This is a genomic window from Arthrobacter sp. ISL-72 (assembly GCF_018613755.1).
Lineage (GTDB): Bacteria > Actinomycetota > Actinomycetes > Actinomycetales > Micrococcaceae > Arthrobacter.
Genome location: NZ_JAGGPP010000001.1, coordinates 221,823 through 237,954 on the forward strand (window position 1 = coordinate 221,823; position 16,132 = coordinate 237,954).

19 protein-coding genes are annotated in these 16,132 nt (G+C 66.7%); 10 read left to right on the top strand and 9 right to left on the bottom strand.

The features are described from left to right. The first annotated feature begins 103 nt into the window (after window positions 1-103). The 3 genes from trmB to J7I92_RS01080 all read left to right on the top strand — a co-directional run bounded on the left by trmB (window position 104) and on the right by J7I92_RS01080 (window position 2,539). Complete coding sequence (gene trmB / locus J7I92_RS01070) at window positions 104-1,099, top strand: tRNA (guanosine(46)-N7)-methyltransferase TrmB (protein WP_396020333.1); 996 nt, start codon at window positions 104-106, stop codon at window positions 1,097-1,099. Between the two features lie 184 nt (window positions 1,100-1,283). After that, entirely contained in the window at window positions 1,284-2,033 is a 750-nt protein-coding gene (locus J7I92_RS01075; RefSeq protein ID WP_251039294.1) for a DUF1206 domain-containing protein, read from the top strand. A gap of 32 nt (window positions 2,034-2,065) precedes the next feature. After that, the gene (locus tag J7I92_RS01080; protein WP_214836138.1) at window positions 2,066-2,539 is read left to right on the top strand and encodes an SRPBCC family protein; all 474 of its coding nucleotides are present in this window, start codon (window positions 2,066-2,068) and stop codon (window positions 2,537-2,539) included. A gap of 28 nt (window positions 2,540-2,567) precedes the next feature. On the opposite strand, the gene J7I92_RS01085 is transcribed toward J7I92_RS01080, so the two are convergent. Genes J7I92_RS01085 through J7I92_RS01095 form a run of 3 tightly spaced genes read right to left on the bottom strand, consistent with a single transcriptional unit; the run spans window position 2,568 to window position 5,021 of the window. Continuing rightward, entirely contained in the window at window positions 2,568-3,725 is a 1,158-nt protein-coding gene (locus tag J7I92_RS01085) for a pyridoxal phosphate-dependent aminotransferase (protein ID WP_214836140.1), read from the bottom strand. 31 nt (window positions 3,726-3,756) lie between these two features. Continuing rightward, window positions 3,757-4,524 (bottom strand): anti-sigma factor, encoded by a 768-nt coding sequence (locus J7I92_RS01090; RefSeq protein WP_214836144.1) that lies wholly within the window; start codon window positions 4,522-4,524, stop codon window positions 3,757-3,759. After that, window positions 4,521-5,021 (bottom strand): sigma-70 family RNA polymerase sigma factor, encoded by a 501-nt coding sequence (locus J7I92_RS01095; RefSeq protein WP_214836479.1) that lies wholly within the window; start codon window positions 5,019-5,021, stop codon window positions 4,521-4,523. Before J7I92_RS01095 ends, J7I92_RS01090 begins: the two co-directional genes overlap by 4 nt. Window positions 5,022-5,298: 277 nt before the next feature. Here J7I92_RS01095 and J7I92_RS01100 point away from each other — a divergent pair, with 277 nt between their 5' ends. Further along, complete coding sequence (locus J7I92_RS01100; protein WP_214836147.1) at window positions 5,299-5,823, top strand: hypothetical protein; 525 nt, start codon at window positions 5,299-5,301, stop codon at window positions 5,821-5,823. Between the two features lie 63 nt (window positions 5,824-5,886). Here J7I92_RS01100 and J7I92_RS01105 read toward each other — a convergent pair whose 3' ends face one another. From J7I92_RS01105 to J7I92_RS01115, 3 genes are all read right to left on the bottom strand, one after another. Further along, window positions 5,887-6,660 carry a hypothetical protein gene (locus J7I92_RS01105; protein WP_214836150.1) on the bottom strand — a complete coding sequence of 258 codons (774 nt, stop codon included), beginning with the start codon at window positions 6,658-6,660 and terminating at the stop codon, window positions 5,887-5,889. Then, window positions 6,653-7,204 carry an RNA polymerase sigma factor gene (locus J7I92_RS01110; RefSeq protein ID WP_214836154.1) on the bottom strand — a complete coding sequence of 184 codons (552 nt, stop codon included), beginning with the start codon at window positions 7,202-7,204 and terminating at the stop codon, window positions 6,653-6,655. Before J7I92_RS01110 ends, J7I92_RS01105 begins: the two co-directional genes overlap by 8 nt. Before the next feature lie 131 nt (window positions 7,205-7,335). Continuing rightward, entirely contained in the window at window positions 7,336-7,965 is a 630-nt protein-coding gene (locus J7I92_RS01115; RefSeq protein WP_214836157.1) for a protein tyrosine phosphatase, read from the bottom strand. Between the two features lie 172 nt (window positions 7,966-8,137). On the opposite strand from J7I92_RS01115, the gene J7I92_RS01120 reads away from it, so the two are divergent. The 5 genes from J7I92_RS01120 (at window position 8,138) to J7I92_RS24295 (ending at window position 12,439) form a co-directional block, all read left to right on the top strand. Continuing rightward, the gene (locus J7I92_RS01120) at window positions 8,138-8,287 is read left to right on the top strand and encodes a hypothetical protein (RefSeq protein WP_214836160.1); all 150 of its coding nucleotides are present in this window, start codon (window positions 8,138-8,140) and stop codon (window positions 8,285-8,287) included. Then, complete coding sequence (locus J7I92_RS01125) at window positions 8,242-8,406, top strand: hypothetical protein (protein WP_214836163.1); 165 nt, start codon at window positions 8,242-8,244, stop codon at window positions 8,404-8,406. Before J7I92_RS01120 ends, J7I92_RS01125 begins: the two co-directional genes overlap by 46 nt. A 28-nt stretch (window positions 8,407-8,434) precedes the next feature. Continuing rightward, a complete protein-coding gene (locus J7I92_RS01130) occupies window positions 8,435-9,679 on the top strand; it encodes a pyridoxal phosphate-dependent aminotransferase (protein WP_214836166.1) in 1,245 nt (414 codons plus the stop codon). A 183-nt stretch (window positions 9,680-9,862) separates the two neighbouring features. Then, the gene (locus J7I92_RS24290; RefSeq protein WP_311380001.1) at window positions 9,863-11,452 is read left to right on the top strand and encodes a glycoside hydrolase family 32 protein; all 1,590 of its coding nucleotides are present in this window, start codon (window positions 9,863-9,865) and stop codon (window positions 11,450-11,452) included. Window positions 11,453-11,476: 24 nt separating this feature from the next. Continuing rightward, the gene (locus J7I92_RS24295; protein ID WP_311380003.1) at window positions 11,477-12,439 is read left to right on the top strand and encodes a GH32 C-terminal domain-containing protein; all 963 of its coding nucleotides are present in this window, start codon (window positions 11,477-11,479) and stop codon (window positions 12,437-12,439) included. A gap of 116 nt (window positions 12,440-12,555) precedes the next feature. On the opposite strand, the gene J7I92_RS01140 is transcribed toward J7I92_RS24295, so the two are convergent. The 3 genes from J7I92_RS01140 to J7I92_RS01150 form a co-directional block, all read right to left on the bottom strand. After that, window positions 12,556-13,401, bottom strand: a complete 846-nt coding sequence (locus J7I92_RS01140) for a VOC family protein (protein ID WP_251039295.1) — start codon at window positions 13,399-13,401, stop codon at window positions 12,556-12,558. A 68-nt stretch (window positions 13,402-13,469) separates the two neighbouring features. After that, window positions 13,470-13,763: a putative quinol monooxygenase gene (locus J7I92_RS01145; RefSeq protein ID WP_214836169.1), complete on the bottom strand. Its 294-nt coding sequence runs from the start codon at window positions 13,761-13,763 to the stop codon at window positions 13,470-13,472. A 70-nt stretch (window positions 13,764-13,833) separates the two neighbouring features. After that, on the bottom strand, window positions 13,834-14,829 hold the full coding sequence (locus tag J7I92_RS01150; protein WP_214836483.1) for a LacI family DNA-binding transcriptional regulator: 996 nt from the start codon (window positions 14,827-14,829) through the stop codon (window positions 13,834-13,836). A gap of 166 nt (window positions 14,830-14,995) precedes the next feature. Here J7I92_RS01150 and J7I92_RS01155 point away from each other — a divergent pair, with 166 nt between their 5' ends. Then, window positions 14,996-16,114 carry a substrate-binding domain-containing protein gene (locus J7I92_RS01155; RefSeq protein ID WP_214836171.1) on the top strand — a complete coding sequence of 373 codons (1,119 nt, stop codon included), beginning with the start codon at window positions 14,996-14,998 and terminating at the stop codon, window positions 16,112-16,114. The last annotated feature ends 18 nt before the right edge of the window (window positions 16,115-16,132 follow it).

Below are 16,132 nucleotides of genomic sequence, written 5' to 3' on the forward strand. Positions count from 1 at the left end.
CCTCCCGGTGGAGTTTTTGTCCACTTATCGCGAGTTGGAGTGCGGCAAAGTCACGTTATCTGGACAAAAACTCGAGCATGCCGGACGGGATATTCTGGAAAGGATGAGTGAAACCCCAGAAAACCCCGAACCGACGCACGCCCGGATGCCGGAGACGGCCCCGGAAGCAACCGAGGAGCCCGGCCCCGAGGCAGCCGCCGGGAGATCCCAGGCTGCAAGGCCGGTGACCCCCGGCAGCCAGGCCTCGTTCGGAACGTACGGCGGCCGCCCCGTCAGCTTCGTGCGCCGGGGAACCCGCCTGCAGGGCCGGCGGCAGCAGGCCTGGGAGGAACACTCGGACCGCTGGGCGGTGGACATCCCGCGGCACATCGCCAACACTTCGGTGCACCCGGACTACAGGTTCGACGCCGAGGCCGAGTTTGGCCGCAAGGCGCCGCTGATCGTGGAAATCGGTTCCGGCCTTGGCGACGCCGTGTGCCACGCAGCCGAAGAGAACCCGGGCTGGGACTTCCTGGCCGTCGAGGTCTACACGCCCGGCCTCGCCAACACGATGATCAAGATCAACAGCCGGAAGCTCAGCAACGTCCGCGTGGTTGAAGCCAACGCGCCGGAGGTCCTCGCCACCATGCTCCCGGCAGGGTCCGTCAGCGAGGTATGGGTCTTCTTTCCCGACCCCTGGCACAAGTCCCGCCACCACAAGCGCCGCCTGATCCAGCCCGAGTTCGCCGCTCTGGTCGCCACCGCGCTGAAGCCCGGCGGCCTGTTCCGCGTGGCCACCGACTGGTCCAACTACGCCGTCCACGTCCGCTACGTCATGGCAGGCTCTCCCGACTTCGTGAACCTGCACGACGGCGAGCGCAGGGGCCCCGAAAGCCCGCTCACCCAGGTGTGGCAGTCCGGCGTCGAGTCCCTGGTGGGCGGCGCGCCCGTCAAGGAGGGCCGCGCCCCGGTGAGCACCGAACACACCGGTCCCAACGAAGGCGTGGACGAAACCGGCGGCTGGGCGCCGCGGTTCGAAGGCCGCATCCGGACAAGTTTCGAAAACAAGGCCCACGAGGCAGGCCGCTTCATCTTCGATCTTTGCTACCGGCGGGTTTAGGCCGGCAGTTGACCGAACCGGACGCTGTTCCGGAGCCTGATCCCGTGGCACTATTGGCCTCTAACACCACAGCGGGACCAGCCCGCAGCTACGAGAACTGCACGAGGATCCGGACATCAAAAAAGAACTGAGAGAAGTCGCCGGAACGGCTCAGGAAGTCACCAACTCGCGCCCCCTGGAGCTGATGGCCCGTGCCGGGTTCGCCGTGAGCGGCATCCTGCATTTCCTGGTGGGTGCCATCGCCATCCGGCTGGCCACGGGAGGGCAGGGCCACGCGGATGTCAGCGGTGCCGTGCAGGAGCTTGCCGGCCAGCCGGCGGGCCCCATCCTGCTGTGGACCAGCTTCGCCGCCTGCGTCGCCCTGGCCATCTGGCAGACGAGCGACGCGATTTTCGACTACCGCTACCTGCCGAAGCGCGACAAGGTCCTCAGGAAGCTCAAGGCGGCCGGGCAGGCTGCGGTTTTCGCCGCGTTCGCCGGCACTCTCGCCTCGTTTGCCGTGGGGACCGGCAAGGACAACAGGCAGTCCACCAGTGATTTCACGTTGGCCATGATGAAGGCCCCGGGCGGCATTGCCCTGCTGATCGTCATCGGTGCAGCGGTGGCCATCACCGGCGTTGCGTACGGTATCCGCGGCGGCCGGAAGTCGTTCGAAAAGAACCTCAGGCTTCCGGCGCCGGGCACGCCGGGCACCCTGGTGACAGCCATCGGCGTGGCGGGCTACGTCGCCAAGGGCATTGCGCTCCTGCTAGTGGGCATGCTGATTGTGGTTGCCACCGTGCGGGCGCATCCGGAGGAATCCACCGGGCTCGACGGCGGGCTGAAGGCCCTGCGGGACCAGCCGTTCGGCCTGTACCTGCTGGCCGCCGTCGGAATCGGGCTGATCTGCTACGGCGTATTCCAGGTGGTGCGGGCAAAACTGGCCAGGATGTAAGCGGGCTGCCCACGGCCCGCTAGGGTGGGGGCATGCCCCAGGTACGCGCCGAACGCTTCATCCGACTCGATCCCGAGACGGCCTTCGCGTTCTCGCAGACCAGCGGGGAGTTCCGGCTCAAGTGGGACCCTTTCATCTCGGCGCAGGGCTGGCTGGACGGCGCCGAGTCCGCCGGTAAGGGCGTCCGCACCCGGACGGTTTCGAGGATGGGCCTGGTGATGGTCAGCGAATACGTCTCCTTCGCTCCGCCCCGGAACGTCGGCATGACCATGGTGTCCGGGCCGTGGTTCTTCGCCAACTTTGGTGGCGGGTGGCGGTTCACCCCGCACGACGGCCGCACGCGCGCGGTCTGGAAGTACACTTTCTCCTGCCGGCCGGCCTGGCTGCGGCCCGTGGCGGAGAGGATCGGCAGCTGGCTGCTGGGCCGCGAGATCGAAAAGCGCATCGAAGCGTTCGCCCGGGCATGCGAGGACCCGCAGCTCGTGGCGGAGTTCCGGGACCGCTGACCCCCGGATGAACACGGGTGCCGAAACCCTAGAGCGAGCTCCGGACGCGCGCGCCGACCCCCGTCAGCCGCTCCAGGGGTTCGGTCGCGTAGACCAGCCGCACGTAGCGCGGTGCGATGTCCTGGCCCCACGCCGTCATGGGGGTCGCCGCGATCCTGCCGGCAGCCAGGAGCCGCCGGGATAGCTCCGGTGCGCGCATCCCCAGCGCCTCGGCATCCAGCAGCAGTGACCAGCCACCCTCGGGCACCACAATGGGAAGCCCGGCCAGCTCGGCGGTGACCAGGTCCCGGCGTAGCTGCCACTCATGGACCGCCCCGGCGATGCCGTCGTCGTGGGAGGTCAGGGCAGCCAGGACACCGGCCTGGCCGAAGCCGCTGGCAACGGCGGTGTTGTAGATCGAGGCCAGCGCCACGTCGCCCATGACCTCGGCAGGCCCGGCCACCCAGCCCACCCGCCAGCCGATCATGCGGTAGTTCTTGGAGACGCCGCCCAAGGTGATGGTCCGGGGCGCCAGTTCGGGGAACGATGCTGGATGGCGGTATGGCAGGCCATCGAAAAGGATCCGGTCCATGGCGGCGTCGTACAGCAGCCAGCAGTCGGCATGCTGGCAGGCGTCGCGGACGGCGCCCCATTCGGCGTCGTTGAACACGTGCCCGGACGGCATGGACGGGCTCATCAGCAGGATGGCGCGTGTGCGGGCGGAAACCGCTGCCGCCAGCCGTGCCGGGTCCAGGCGCCAGCGCCCGCCGGAAACCATCAGCGGGACGAACACCGGCACCGCCCCCGCAAGCCGGACCCTGTTGATCATGCCCGCATAGGTGGGGTCCGTAAGGATCACTTCGTCGCCGTGGTCCACGGTTGCCAGCAGCACGCTGAGCATCCCGGCGAGGGCGCCGCCGGTGATCACCACCTCGGAGCGCGGATCGTAGGCAAGCCCTGTCTGCTGCCGGAGCCGGTGGGCCACAGCCTGGCGGAGTGCCAGCGCCCCGGTGAACGGGAGCCAGCTGTTGGCGGCTCTGCTGCCCACGGCATCGCGGGTGGCGGTGATGGCCGACGGCGGCGGCGCGACGTCCGTGTCCAGGTTCTCCATGCGAAGCACGTCGGGATCACCACCGACGGCGGCTGCCACCCTGTCGATGCCGAAGGGCTGAATCCGGGCAAAGCGCCCGGTCCTGCCGCGGACCATGTGCCCAGCGTCCCACCGGGTCCGGACCGCGTCAATGGGCGCCGGATGTACCGTCCACCATGGAAATGACCGCCACTGTCTGCTGCCCCTCGTTGCGCAGTTCCACCCTGCTGATGCCGCTCATCTGCGTGGGCGTTGCACCGGTGATCCTTGACCGTCCCCCGGGGGTCGCGGACCAGCTGCAGGCCCGGTCCTCCGTGCCGTCCTGGCCCAGGACCCACAGGGACAAGGTGCCCTTGGTGGGCAGGCTGGTCCCGGAAAACGACACCTCAGTGCCCCATTGCTTCTTCATGAGGGCGAGCTGGACCTGCAGCCCGCCGGGAGCCTCCACCGAATAGCTCGCGTCCGGCCGGGGCGGCTGGTTGAGCATCGGAGCGGCCAGCACGCCCAGTGCCAGGCACGCGGCGGCCACCGCGCCGACGATCGCCGTCCACCGCCGTCGTGATTTCCGCCGCCGGACGGCCAGTTCGTCGAGCAGCGCGGCCGGGCTCCCCGCGGAAGCTGCCCCCAACGACGCAGCTTCCACGGGGACGTTGTCGGTCCCGTCGGCACGGGAACCGGCGGCTGGCGGCGCGGGGTCGTCCGGAACGGCCGCGGGCGGGGAGGCTGCGCCGGTCAGGGCGAGGGCGTCGGCGACCGGCAGCGCATCGAGCAGTGCCGGCAGGCTGGCGAGAACGTCCAGCTCCCGGCGGCAATCGGCGCACCCGGCCAGATGCTGCTCGAACTTGAGCGCGTCGGCGGGTTCCAGTCCGCCCAGCAGGTAGGCGCCCAGGAAGTGATGGAGTTCAGCACTGCTCACCGCTGCACCCCCATTTCGTCAAGGATGGCCCGCAGCGCCCGCACCGCGTAGAAGGCGCGCGACTTCACGGTCCCCGCGGGGATGTTCAGTTCCACGGCCGTTTCTGTGACAGTGCAGCGGCGGTAGTGCAGCGCCACCAGGACGTCCCGGTGTTCCATGCTCAGCCGCAGCAAGGCTTCCTCCATCAGCACGCGGTTCAGCAGCTCGTCAACCCGTTCGCTGGCCTCCGCCGTGTCCGGGACGTCCCGTTCGGTCGCTTCAACCGGGCGGCGCTGGGCCCTGCGGTAGTTGTCGATCATGATGTTCCGGGCAGTGCGGAAAAGGTAGCTCCGCAGGCTGCCCGTAATCTCCGGTGCCTGCTGCCAGACGCGGAGCACGGTTTCCTGGACCACATCGTCGGCCATATGCGGGTCCCGTGAGGCGCTCAGCACAAAGCGCCGCAGCGCCGCGCCGTGCTCGCGGTAGATCGCCGCCACCACGTCTTCATCGAGCGGCATCCGCGCCCCTCCCGCTGTGCTGATGGTGTCCTGCATTATGTGTACTGCCTCGTGCCGCTGCGGCAGGCCGGACGCCCGCCGTACCCCCGTTACGACGCCGCGGCGGACCAAACGGTTCAGTGCGGCGCCGATTCGCTGCGGCGCTGATTCAGTGCATGGCCAATTCACTGAGGCGCCGATCCAGTACTCCGCCGCTTTGAACCATTCTCCGCCCAGGCGCGTCGTACCGGTTAGCCGGGCCGCACCGTTTGGCCGGCACTCATCCAAGGAGCTGGACATGAAAAAGCAATTGGGCCTGGGACTGTCCGCTGTGGCGCTGGCAACGGTTCTCACCGGCTGTGGCGGCGGCACCGGAACCACCACACCCACCACAGCGGAAAGTCCGACGTCGGCGTCCGCACCTGCGTCTTCCCCGGTCCCTGCCGGCACTGCCGAAGTCAAGACGGCGGAATCGGCCGCGGGCCGGATCGTGGTGGACGCCAAGGGCATGAGCGTCTATTTCTTCACAAAGGACGCAAAGGACTCCGGCACCAGTGCATGCACCGGCCAGTGCATCGCCGCGTGGCCGCCCGTCCTCACGGAATCGGACTCGCCGGAAGTTGACGGGGTGACCGGCACCGTGGGCACGATCCCGACGCCTGAGGGCAAAAAACAGGTGACCGTCAACGGGCTGCCAGTGTACTACTACGTCAAGGACAAGGCCGCCGGGGACATCACCGGCCAGGGCGTCAACGACGTCTGGTACCTCGTGAGTCCCGAAGGCGAGATGGTCAAGACCGCGGCCACCGGTGGCGGCTACTGACTGTCCGGATATTGGCCCTCTGGCTACTCAAGCATTTGAGGCGCGACCTGATCGGGCGAGGGATTAGCGGTTCGGGGAAGGGCTCGGCACTTCCGGCCCCGGCAGCTCCACGGGCGGGGTGCCGATCAGCCCGGACGGATCCGGGCTTGCCGGGGCAGTCGGAAGCGGCTTCCCGGCAGGCGCCTGGCCGGTTCCCGGAACAGTTCCCGGGTTCCGGGGATCAGCCTTCGCCGGCAGGTTAAGCGCGGGCGTGCGGGGCGTTCCCGGTGAAGGCGTGCCGGAGCCGTGCGTCGCTCCCTGGTCACCTTGGCTGCCGGTTGCGGATCCGCCGTCTGCAGGAGCGGGCGCCGGTGTGGCGGGTGTCGGAGTGGGCGAACCGGGCACCGGGGTGCCCGGTTCCTGCGCAGGTTGACCGGCAGTCTTTCCACCGTGGCCCGGGGTCATGGTCCCGACGAAGAGGGTCACCGCATGTCCGACGTTTCCCATCGTCTGGCGGAAATTGCCGTCCGAAGCTGCGGCGGCGGCACCGCCGGCGGCCAGGGCTGCCGCCACGGAAAGGGCGGTGAGCGGCATGCGGCGTTTGCGCCGACGTCGGGCAGCCAGTTCATCGACGGCGGGTGCCGCGGCGGCCGCGGGGACTCGCGAAAGTGCAGCGGATGATGCCATCAGGGCTTCCACCTCGGCGGACGGCCGCGGGCTGTCGGCTGCCAGGGAACGCAGTTCCAGTAGGACGGGGCCAAGCACTGCGGCGTCGGCCATGCCGGCGTTGTCCATGCCGGCGTCGGCCAGCAGTTCGTCGATGATCCGCTGGTTCCGCGATGAGGAGGTGTCACTCATGATGTGCCTGGCTTCCTATTGAGGCGCGATCCCTGAGGGCGCTGAGCGCCCGTCGATACAACTGTTTAACGGCTCCCGGGGTTCTCCCCATGACCTCCGCGGCCTGTTCCACTGACAGATCCGCAACCACCCTGAGTGCCAGGACTTCCTGGTGGTCCGGGCTTAGTCCGTCGAGGAGGGCCCCGGCGCCGTCCACGTTTGCGAGCGCGAGTTCCTCGGCGGATGCTGTGCTGCGTCCGTCAAGGTCGGACTTGTAGGGGCTCAGCGTCGGAGTGCGCTCGTTGCGGCGGTAGTGGTCCACCATCCGCGCGTGGGCAATGGAGAAGATGAGCGACTTGGCACCCTGCAGCCCGCCGCTCAGGCCGTCCAGCTTCGGATAGAAGGCCAGGAAGACGTCCTGGGTGACCGCTTCCGGGTCATCCACTCCCCGGGCCCGCAGGTAACCGAGCACGGCGCCGGAGAACTTGCGGTAGAGAAGGGTGAACAGCACGGCGGGGTCGGTCCCGTCCGTGTGTACATATTCGTCTACCAAAGTGTCGAGCACCGTCAGGCTCCTCCATTCCGCGCAGCATGGTCACATCCTCCGGGGTCCGGAAGGGTGCGGACTGGCGCCTGTTGCACCGCGGGACTCCTGCCGAAGCGAAGGAGTCCCGCGATCAACCATAGGCGGCTGTGTTACTGACGGCCAACTGACGTGGGGAGCTCGGTGGGGACCTCGGCGGGGAGTTCCGGTGCGGCGGGAACGGCAGCCTGGGTGGGCAGTTCCGGTGTTTCCGGGACCTTCGGGGCCTCGACGTCGGCAGAGACAGCACCTTCAACCTTGTGGTCCTCGGACTTGCCGGCTGACTTGCCTGCGGCAGTTACGTCCGCGCAGTAGCTTTCGATGTTGGCTTCGCCTTCGGCCGCGACGGCCAGCGACTTGAAAGCGGTCGAGGAGGCTTCGAGGCCGCCGTTGATGAACGCGGTGCACAGGCCGTAAGCGGCCGGACCGGCGGCGTCCGGGCCAACAGGGGTTGCCGAAGCTTTGGCGTCGGCCTTCTGGCCGTCAGCGTCAGCAGCGGCTTCGGCGGAAGCGGACGGGGTGGCGGATGCGGAAGCTTCTGCGGTGGCACCGGCCTTGGCGGTCTCGGAAACGCCGCCTACCTTCGGGGCGGGAGCGCCGAGCAGTTCGTGAGCGCTCTGCTGGACATCAGCGGGAAGAGCTCCGGCGTAGGCGGCTGCGCCGGTGCCGCCGATCGCCAGCGTGCCTGCTGCCAATGCGCCGGCAGCAACTTTACTGGTGGCCAAAACAGTGAAAAAGGACATGGAACCCTCCGAAAACGTATACAACAGTGTCAGTAACGGCCAGGTACGATCCGGCCTTCAAGTGCGGACGCGGTCCGCACTCCCCTTACATCGCTGAGGGTTCCGGAAAAGTTACGCGGTTCCCGAAATTCTTTTCCGGGGACCTCCCGGCGGGCAGCATTAGGATCAGGGCATGGGCACACCGACCGATCTGAAGAACGCCGCGAAGACCTGGCAGAGCATGGTGGACAACAACCGGGCGCTGCTGATGCACAAGTCCGGCCACGACGTCGACTGGTGGACGTCACGCTTCGGCTGGACGCCCTGGCCGAGGGGCGGCTGAGCGCCGTCAAAGCGCGCGAAGGCGACTTCTTCGACCGCAAGGTGCGGCTGGGCTCAGTGGAGGAAGTGGACGACGAAGTCCTGGGCCTCCTGGCGAAAGCGCTCCACCAGAACAGCTGAGCACGCGGGCGCTGTGAAAAGATCAAGCATGCGTCCGATGCAGCACTCCAGCAAACTCCAAAATGTCCGTTACGAACTCCGCGGCCCTATCCTCCAGGCGGCAAAGGAGATGGAAGCCGAAGGCCACCGGATCCTCAAGATGAACCTTGGCGACACCGCACCCTTCGGGCTGGAGGCGCCCGAGTCCGTGGTGGTGGACATGATCCACCACTTGCGCGGCGCGCAGGGCTACAGCGATTCCAAAGGCATCTTCTCGGCCCGCACAGCCATTTCGCAGTACTACCAGACCCGGGGCCTGATGCAGATCGGCGTCGAGGACATCTTCATCGGCAACGGCGTGAGTGAGCTCATTTCCATGTGCCTGCAGGCGTTTATGGAAAATGGCGACGAAGTCCTCATTCCGGCCCCCGACTACCCGCTCTGGACGGCCGCCGTGACGCTGACGGGCGGCAAGCCCGTGCACTACTTGTGCGACGAGGATGAGCAGTGGTGGCCGGACATGGCCGACGTCGAAGCAAAGATCACCAAGCGCACCAAGGCAATCGTGATCATCAACCCGAACAATCCCACGGGGGCCGTCTACCCCCGCCACATCCTGGAGCAGTTTGCCGAGCTGGCGCGCAAGCACCGCCTGGTGCTGTTCTCAGATGAAATCTACGAAAAGATCCGGTACGAGGACGCCGAGCACATCCATACGGCGTCGGTGGCCGAAGACGTTTGCTGCCTCACCTTCAGCGGGCTGTCCAAGGCCTACCGGATGCCGGGCTACCGTGCGGGCTGGGTGGCCGTCACCGGCCCGCGCGCCGCGACGCAGGCATACCGGGAAGGGCTCGAGCTGCTGGCCTCCCTCCGCCTGTGCCCCAACGTGCCGGCACAGCATGCGATCCAGACCTGCCTTGGCGGTTACCAAAGCATTGAGGCGCTGATCCGGCCTGGCGGCAGGCTGCGCGAGCAGCGCGACCGCGCGTTCGAGCTGCTGACTGCCATTCCCGGCGTCACGTGCGTCCCGGCGGCCGGCGCCATGTACCTGTTCCCGCGCCTTGACCCGGAGCTTTACCCGTTCAGAAGCGACGAACAGTTCGTCCTGGACCTGTTGAAGGAACAGAAGATCCTGGTGTCACACGGCTCGGCGTTCAACTGGCCCCGGCCGGACCACTTCCGCTTTGTCATCCTTCCGGCCGTCGAGGACATTGAGGAAGCCGTGCGCAGGATCGCCACGTTCCTCGGCTCGTACCGGATCGGCGCGACCGACCAAGGGTACGTGCAGGACTGAGGCCATCCAAGGGCAAGCCCCCCGTAGGATGAGGCGGCCAATCCCGTCCCGCACCGTTGACTTGTCTCGTGGACTTAATTTAGCGTTCCGTGCACTGACAACGTTGTCTTTTTCAGGAAAGGCACGCGCGATGAAGGGCGAGCTCGCACTATGCACAAATCACGAACCATTAGCCTGCGGACGGTGACAGCCGTGGCATTGGCCGGGCTGGCCCTCGGCAGTGCCCTGGCCGGGGCCATCCCCGCCGGAGCCGACACCACGCAGGGGGAAGAACAGTATCGGCCGGCGTTCCACTTCTCGCCGGAGAAGAACTGGATGAACGATCCCAACGGAATGGTCTTCTACAAGGGCGTCTACCACCTGTATTACCAGCACAACCCGTCCGGAAACACCTGGGGCAACATGTCCTGGGGCCACGCGACATCCACGGACCTGGTCCACTGGAAGGAGCAGCCGCTGGCCATCCCCACTGATGACCAGCAGGACATCTTCTCCGGAAGCGTCGTGGTGGACAAGAACAATTCCTCCGGCTTCGGCACCACCGAAAATCCTCCCCTGGTGGCCATTTTCACCAGCGCCTACAAGGCATCGTCCCCCTACCACGGCCTGCAGGCGCAGTCCCTGGCCTACAGCCTGGACCAGGGCCAGACCTGGACCAAGTACGCCCGGAATCCCGTCCTGAACCGCAACTCAGCAGACTTCCGAGACCCCAAAGTCTTCTGGTACGACACCCCCGGCGGGGGCTACTGGGTGATGACCGCGGTGGAGGCCACTGAGCACAAGGTGGTCCTGTACAAATCAGGCAACCTCAAGGACTGGACCCAGCTCAGTGAATTCGGGCCGGCCAACGCAACAGGAGGCCTCTGGGAATGCCCCGACCTCTTCCCCCTGGCAGTCGACGGCAACCCGGACGTCAAGTGGGTCATGGTTGTCAACATCAACCCCGGCGGCGTGGCGGGGGGCTCGGCGGGCCAGTACTTCGTCGGCGACTTCGACGGCACCACGTTCACCTCGGACACCACGGACCCGGTGGACTCCCTCCCGGCCGGAACCCCGCTGGCGGGCTTCAACGACGGCAGCTACGGCGGCTGGACGGTCAACAACGAACCCGGCAACTGGAAGAACGGCCCGTTCGGTGACGCACCGGCGTCGGGAACGCTCCCCGGGCAGAACCAGGTCGTCGGCCATGCCGGCGCCGGCCTGGTCAATTCGTTCAACGACGGCGATTGGCCGCTGGGCTCCGCGAGCTCACCGGACTTCACGGTCAGCAGCGATTACCTCAACTTCCTCGTCGGCGGCGGACAGCACCCGCGGGTCTCGGACAAGCTGGACAATACGCCCCCGGCGGGAGAGCTGCTGTTCAATGGCTTCGAGGTTCCCGACGGGAGCACCCTGTCCGACGCCGGCTGGACCGGGACAGCCGACCTGGCACCCGTGTTCCAGCCTGCCACGGCAGGCGGCGACTACTTCATCGGGGCCAAGCGGATCAACACCTTCGAAACAGGCGGAGCTCCCTCCGATGAGCGGCAGGGAACTTTGACATCCCCTGAGTTCACTCTCACGCGGGGATTCATGAGCATGCTCGTGGGCGGCGGGCAACGCGACGCCGGCTCAAAGGAAGTCCTTGAAGTCCAGCTCCTGGTGGACGGCAACGTTGTCAGGACCCTCGCCGGAGACAACGCCGGAGCCCTCAACTGGAAGGGCTGGGATGTCGCTGAGTTCGCCGGACAGAATGCCCAGCTGAGGATCGTGGACCAGGCAGCCGGCGGCTGAGGACACCTCACGCTGGACCACGTCATGCTGACGGACCAGGCCGCCGTTCCCCGGTCCGACGAAACCACCGTCAACCTGTTGGTGGACGGGCAAGTGGTCCGCTCCGCTACGGGCGCCAACAGCGAGGTCCTGGACTGGGCCTCCTGGAACGTCTCGGAGTTCAGGGGGCGGCAGGCCAGCATCCGGATCGTTGATAACAACCGCTTCGGCTGGGGGCACATCCTCGCCGACGAATTCGTAGCCTCGGCGGCACCGGCCAAGCCCCCGCTGCAGGGCTACGACTGGCTGGACTACGGCCGCGACTACTACGCCTCGGTGTCCTTCGGCAACATGCCCCAGGACAAGCGCGTCATGCTGGGATGGATGAACAACTGGGACTACGCCAACCTCATCCCCACCTCCCCCTGGCGCAGTGCCATGTCGCTGCCGCGGGAAGTCGGCCTGACGCAAACAGCGGACGGCCCCAGACTCACCCAGATTGCCGCAGCCCAGGTGGACAAGCTGGCCGCCAAGGCTTCCTACAGCGAGAAGAAAGCCCGCAGCATTGCGCCCGGCGTCCACCCGCTTCCGGCCCCAGCATGGGGCGATGTCCAGCGGATCGATGTGACGTTTGCGCCGGGGACAGCGGCGAAGTCGGGCATCACGGTCCTCGGCGACGGGACAGCGTCCACCACGATCGGCTACAACGCAGCGACAGGGGAGGTCTACGTGGACCGGAGCAACTCCGGAAACACCGGATTCCACCCGTTATTCACCTCTGTGGACTCGGCCCCGGTAAACGTGGACGCCAACGGGAACGTGACTCTGCGGGTGTATGTTGACCGCGCGTCCGTGGAGGTCTTCGCCCAAAACGGGCTGCGCACCATCACGGACCAGGTCTTCCCGGCTGCCGGCGCGCGCCAAGTGGCCTTGTTTGCCGAAGGCGGCACGGCCAGCATCAAGTCGCTGACGGTCACGCCGCTGGGCAAGGCAATGTTCACCGGGTAAGGACGGGTCAGTGGGGCCTGTCGAAAACCGCGCAGCGGATTTCGACAGGCCCGCCCCCAACCGTCAGGCCCGCCCACCGTTAAGCCCGATCAGCCGGATCAGCTTGACGGCCCGGATCAGCTTGACGGCGGCGTGAACTGGCTGGCTGTGAACTCTGCTCCCCCGGGGTCGCGGACCAGGGCAGCGCGTGTCCACCCGGTTTCGTATTGCCGAAGGACCGTGGCGCCGAGGCGCACCGCCAGGTCCACCACCTGGTCCCGGTCAGTCACCGTGAACGAGACATGCCAGTGCACCGGTTCCCCGGGATCCGCCGGCATGACCCAGCCGACCGCATCCTCAAAGCCGGCGGGAGTGAAATCGCCGGCCTGCCGGACCCTGATATCAGGGTCCACGGTGGCCTCCAAGTGGTCGCCGTAGCCCGGCCTGCGGATCATCGTCCCGTAATCCAGGTCATCGAACTGCCAATCGAATGCCGCAGCGTAAAAACCGGTAGCCGCGGAGATGTCCGCCGTGTGCAGGTCACTGAAATTCCAGCTGCCCGGAATGTTGACCGTCTGGGAACCCGGTCGCGCCCCTGCCTGCCAAAGGCGGAAACCGGCACCCCCGGGATCGGTCAGGGACGCCCGCACGCCGCCGGCGCCGCTGTCGGCCTGCACCGATTGGAGGGCCGCGCCGAGCGAGATGAGATGCCGAACAGCGGCATCGGCGTCATCGACCGCCGCATAGGTATTCCAGGCGGCAGGCCCGGTGCCTGGACTGCCGATCGCACCCACCTCGTTGCCGTCGAGTTTGGCCACGGCGTACCGGCCGCCGGAACCGGGGGCAAGCGCTTCTTCGAATTCCCAGCCGAAGAGCCCGCCATAGAAATGGATGGCAGCGTCCACATCGGGCTGCTCGGTGTCGACCCAGGACGGGACGCCCGCCGGATAGGTCCGGCCGGACATCGCCGGAAATCGTGCCATGGATACGACGCTAGGCAGTCCGGCCGTTTCCGGCAATGCGTCCCGTCCGTTGCCGGTCGGGCAGCCTGTCAGCCGACGGGCCGGAGCCAGGTCAGGACCGAGCCGTCCTCCTCGATGTGACCGGCCAGTTCGCCGTTAAACCGTGCCCCGTAATCCGCGCTGATGTGCTCCTGGAAGGCGGCGTCGTCGTCGTAAACCTCGAAGACAAAGTACTCACGCGGGTTGCTTTCCCGGGCGTACGGGAGGAACAGCTGGTTCCCCGGCTCACGGCGCACGTGCTCGGTGAGCTCGCGCATCATTTCCGCAACCCGGGCTTCGCTGCCGGGCTTGACGGTGAATTCTGCGTACAGGGTTTTGGTCATGGTGTTCCCTTTCCAGGATGTGTTTTGCGGAGGGATGGTCGGGCAGGGGTCTTTGAAGCTTTGCTGGCTGTCACGCCGGCGGCAGCTCCCCGGACCCCCGCTGGATGAGTTCCGAGGGCACCACGTATGTTGCAGGGGCTGTCCTGTCGCCGTCGATGCGGGCCAGCAGCCGCTCTGCCGCGCGCTTGCCGATCCGCTCGGGATGCTGGGCAATGACTGTGATTCCGGGCTCCATCATGTCCGCCAGGGTGAAGTCATCGAACCCGACGAGGGCCACGTGTTTGCTGGCGTTCAGCTCCTTGAGCGCCCGCATCACCCCGAAGGTGACCAGGTTCTGGCTGGAAAAGATGGCCGTGGGCGGGTCGTCGGAGGTCAGCAGCTCCAGGGCAGCCAGCCTCGCCGAGTCCTCGTCGTGCAGCCCTTCACGGACGGGAACGGCCGACGTCGCGACCCCCGCCGCTGCCAGTTCCTCCAGGAACCCCCGCCGCCGCTCCCTGGCGGTCTGGATTTCGACGCGGTCGCCCAGGTAGGCAAGCTTCCGGTGGCCGTGTGCCAGCAGATGGGCCGCCGCCTTCGCGCCGCCGACGGCGTTGTCCGTCACCACGGCGTCCGCGTCGATCCCCACGGGTTCGCGGTCAATGAAGACCATGGGGAGCTCGCGCGAGTGCTCGGGGATAACGTACGCCTGACTTTTGGCAATCGGCGTCAGCACCAGGCCATCCACCCTGCGGCCCAGGAAGGCCGCCACCAGCGCCTTCTCCCGCTGGGGATCGTCATCAAGGCTCGCAGCGAACACCGCGATTCCCCGTACGGCCAGGGCGTCTTCCAGCGCGCGGTGGATTTCGCCGCTGAACGGGTTGGACACGCTCGGCAGGAGCAATCCGATGCTCTGCGTCTGCCGGCCCGTCCGCCGCAGGCTGCCCGCGGCCATGTCCAGCTGGTAGTTCAGCTGCTGCGAGGCGCCGAGGACCCGGAGCCGGGTGGCCTCGGATACGCCCGGTTCGTCGTTCATGACCCGCGACACCGTCTTGATGCCCACGCCGGCGAGCGCCGCCACGTGGCGCATGGTGGGCCTCCCCGCGGCGACCTCGGATTGGTAACGATTAGACATCGTTGTCAAACCTCGTCCTTCATTATCGATATTTCCCTTGACTCTACCCTGTGACGTTGGTTACATGATGGATGACATCGTTGTCAGGCGCAACTAGCGCCTCACGGATACAGGAGATTCAATGTTGAGTTCCACAGCCCCACGGACCCTCGCAACCCGCGTGCTCGCCCTCGGCGCCGTCCTGACGCTCGGCAGTCTCAGCCTGACGGCCTGCGGCGGGAATAACTCCACTTCCGCTGGCTCCACCGGCGCGTCAGATGAGAAGATCGGCGTCTCGCTCATCGTCAAGACGACGTCCAACCCGTTCTTCGTATCCATGCAGGACGGCGCCAAGAAGGCCGCCGAGGCCGACGGCGTGGACCTCAAGCTGGCTGCCGGAAAGGCCGACGGCGACGAGGACACCCAGATCCAGGCGATCGAAAACGCCATCTCCAAGGGCGACAAAGGCATCCTGATCACGCCCAACGGCCCCTCCGTCGTCGACGCCCTCAAGAAGGCCCGCGACGCCGGCCTCTTTGTCATCGCGCTGGACACCCCGCCGGACCCCGCCGACGCCGTGGACATCACCTTCGCCACGGACAACTTCGAGGCCGGCAAGCTCATCGGCCAGTGGACCGCGGCGCAGCTGGAAGGCAAGAAAGCCACCATTGCGCTGCTGGATCTGTTCGACGACAAGGTCGTTTCGGTGGATTACAACCGGGACCAGGGCTTCCTCACCGGACTCGGCATCGACACCGCGGACAAGAAGAAGAACGGCGACGAGGCCAAGACCGGAAAGTACACGGGCGGCAAGGGCGGCGACTACGAAATCGTCGGCAGCCAGGCGTCACAGGGCGCCGAAGACGGCGGCCGTACCGGGATGGAGACGCTGCTGTCCAAGAACCCGAACATCAATGTCGTCTACACCATCAACGAGCCCGCAGCGGCCGGCGCCTATGAAGCCCTGAAGTCCGCCGGCAAGGAAAAGGACGTGCTGGTGGTTTCGGTCGACGGCGGCTGCACGGGCGTCAACAACGTCAAGTCCGGTATCATCGGCGCCACTGCCCAGCAGTACCCGGTCAAGATGGCCGAACTAGGCGTGAAGGCCATCGTGGACCTGGCCAAGACCGGCAACAAGCCGTCCAACTCCGAAGGCCTGGACTTCTTCAACACCGGCGTCGAACTGGTGACCGACAAGGCCGCCTCCGGCGTCAAGAGCATCTCGACGGCGGATGCTTCCCAGATCTGCTGGGGCAAGTAGGCCGGGACCATGACAGGA

Excerpts from the sequence above, each read along its gene's own strand:
- J7I92_RS01115 (WP_214836157.1), bottom strand. The coding sequence starts at position 7,965 with ATGTCCTTTTTCACTGTTTTGGCCACCAGTAAAGTTGCTGCCGGCGCA.
- J7I92_RS01150 (WP_214836483.1), bottom strand. The coding sequence starts at position 14,829 with ATGCGCCACGTGGCGGCGCTCGCCGGCGTGGGCATCAAGACGGTGTCG.
- trmB (WP_396020333.1), top strand. The coding sequence starts at position 104 with ATGAGTGAAACCCCAGAAAACCCCGAACCGACGCACGCCCGGATGCCG.
- J7I92_RS01100 (WP_214836147.1), top strand. The coding sequence starts at position 5,299 with ATGAAAAAGCAATTGGGCCTGGGACTGTCCGCTGTGGCGCTGGCAACG.
- J7I92_RS01155 (WP_214836171.1), top strand. The coding sequence starts at position 14,996 with ATGTTGAGTTCCACAGCCCCACGGACCCTCGCAACCCGCGTGCTCGCC.
- J7I92_RS24295 (WP_311380003.1), top strand. The coding sequence starts at position 11,477 with ATGCTGACGGACCAGGCCGCCGTTCCCCGGTCCGACGAAACCACCGTC.
- J7I92_RS01120 (WP_214836160.1), top strand. The coding sequence starts at position 8,138 with ATGGGCACACCGACCGATCTGAAGAACGCCGCGAAGACCTGGCAGAGC.
- J7I92_RS01105 (WP_214836150.1), bottom strand. The coding sequence starts at position 6,660 with ATGAGTGACACCTCCTCATCGCGGAACCAGCGGATCATCGACGAACTG.
- J7I92_RS01145 (WP_214836169.1), bottom strand. The coding sequence starts at position 13,763 with ATGACCAAAACCCTGTACGCAGAATTCACCGTCAAGCCCGGCAGCGAA.
- J7I92_RS01080 (WP_214836138.1), top strand. The coding sequence starts at position 2,066 with ATGCCCCAGGTACGCGCCGAACGCTTCATCCGACTCGATCCCGAGACG.
- J7I92_RS01075 (WP_251039294.1), top strand. The coding sequence starts at position 1,284 with ATGGCCCGTGCCGGGTTCGCCGTGAGCGGCATCCTGCATTTCCTGGTG.
- J7I92_RS01085 (WP_214836140.1), bottom strand. The coding sequence starts at position 3,725 with ATGGTCCGCGGCAGGACCGGGCGCTTTGCCCGGATTCAGCCCTTCGGC.
- J7I92_RS01140 (WP_251039295.1), bottom strand. The coding sequence starts at position 13,401 with ATGGCACGATTTCCGGCGATGTCCGGCCGGACCTATCCGGCGGGCGTC.
- J7I92_RS01130 (WP_214836166.1), top strand. The coding sequence starts at position 8,435 with ATGCGTCCGATGCAGCACTCCAGCAAACTCCAAAATGTCCGTTACGAA.
- J7I92_RS01095 (WP_214836479.1), bottom strand. The coding sequence starts at position 5,021 with ATGCCGCTCGATGAAGACGTGGTGGCGGCGATCTACCGCGAGCACGGC.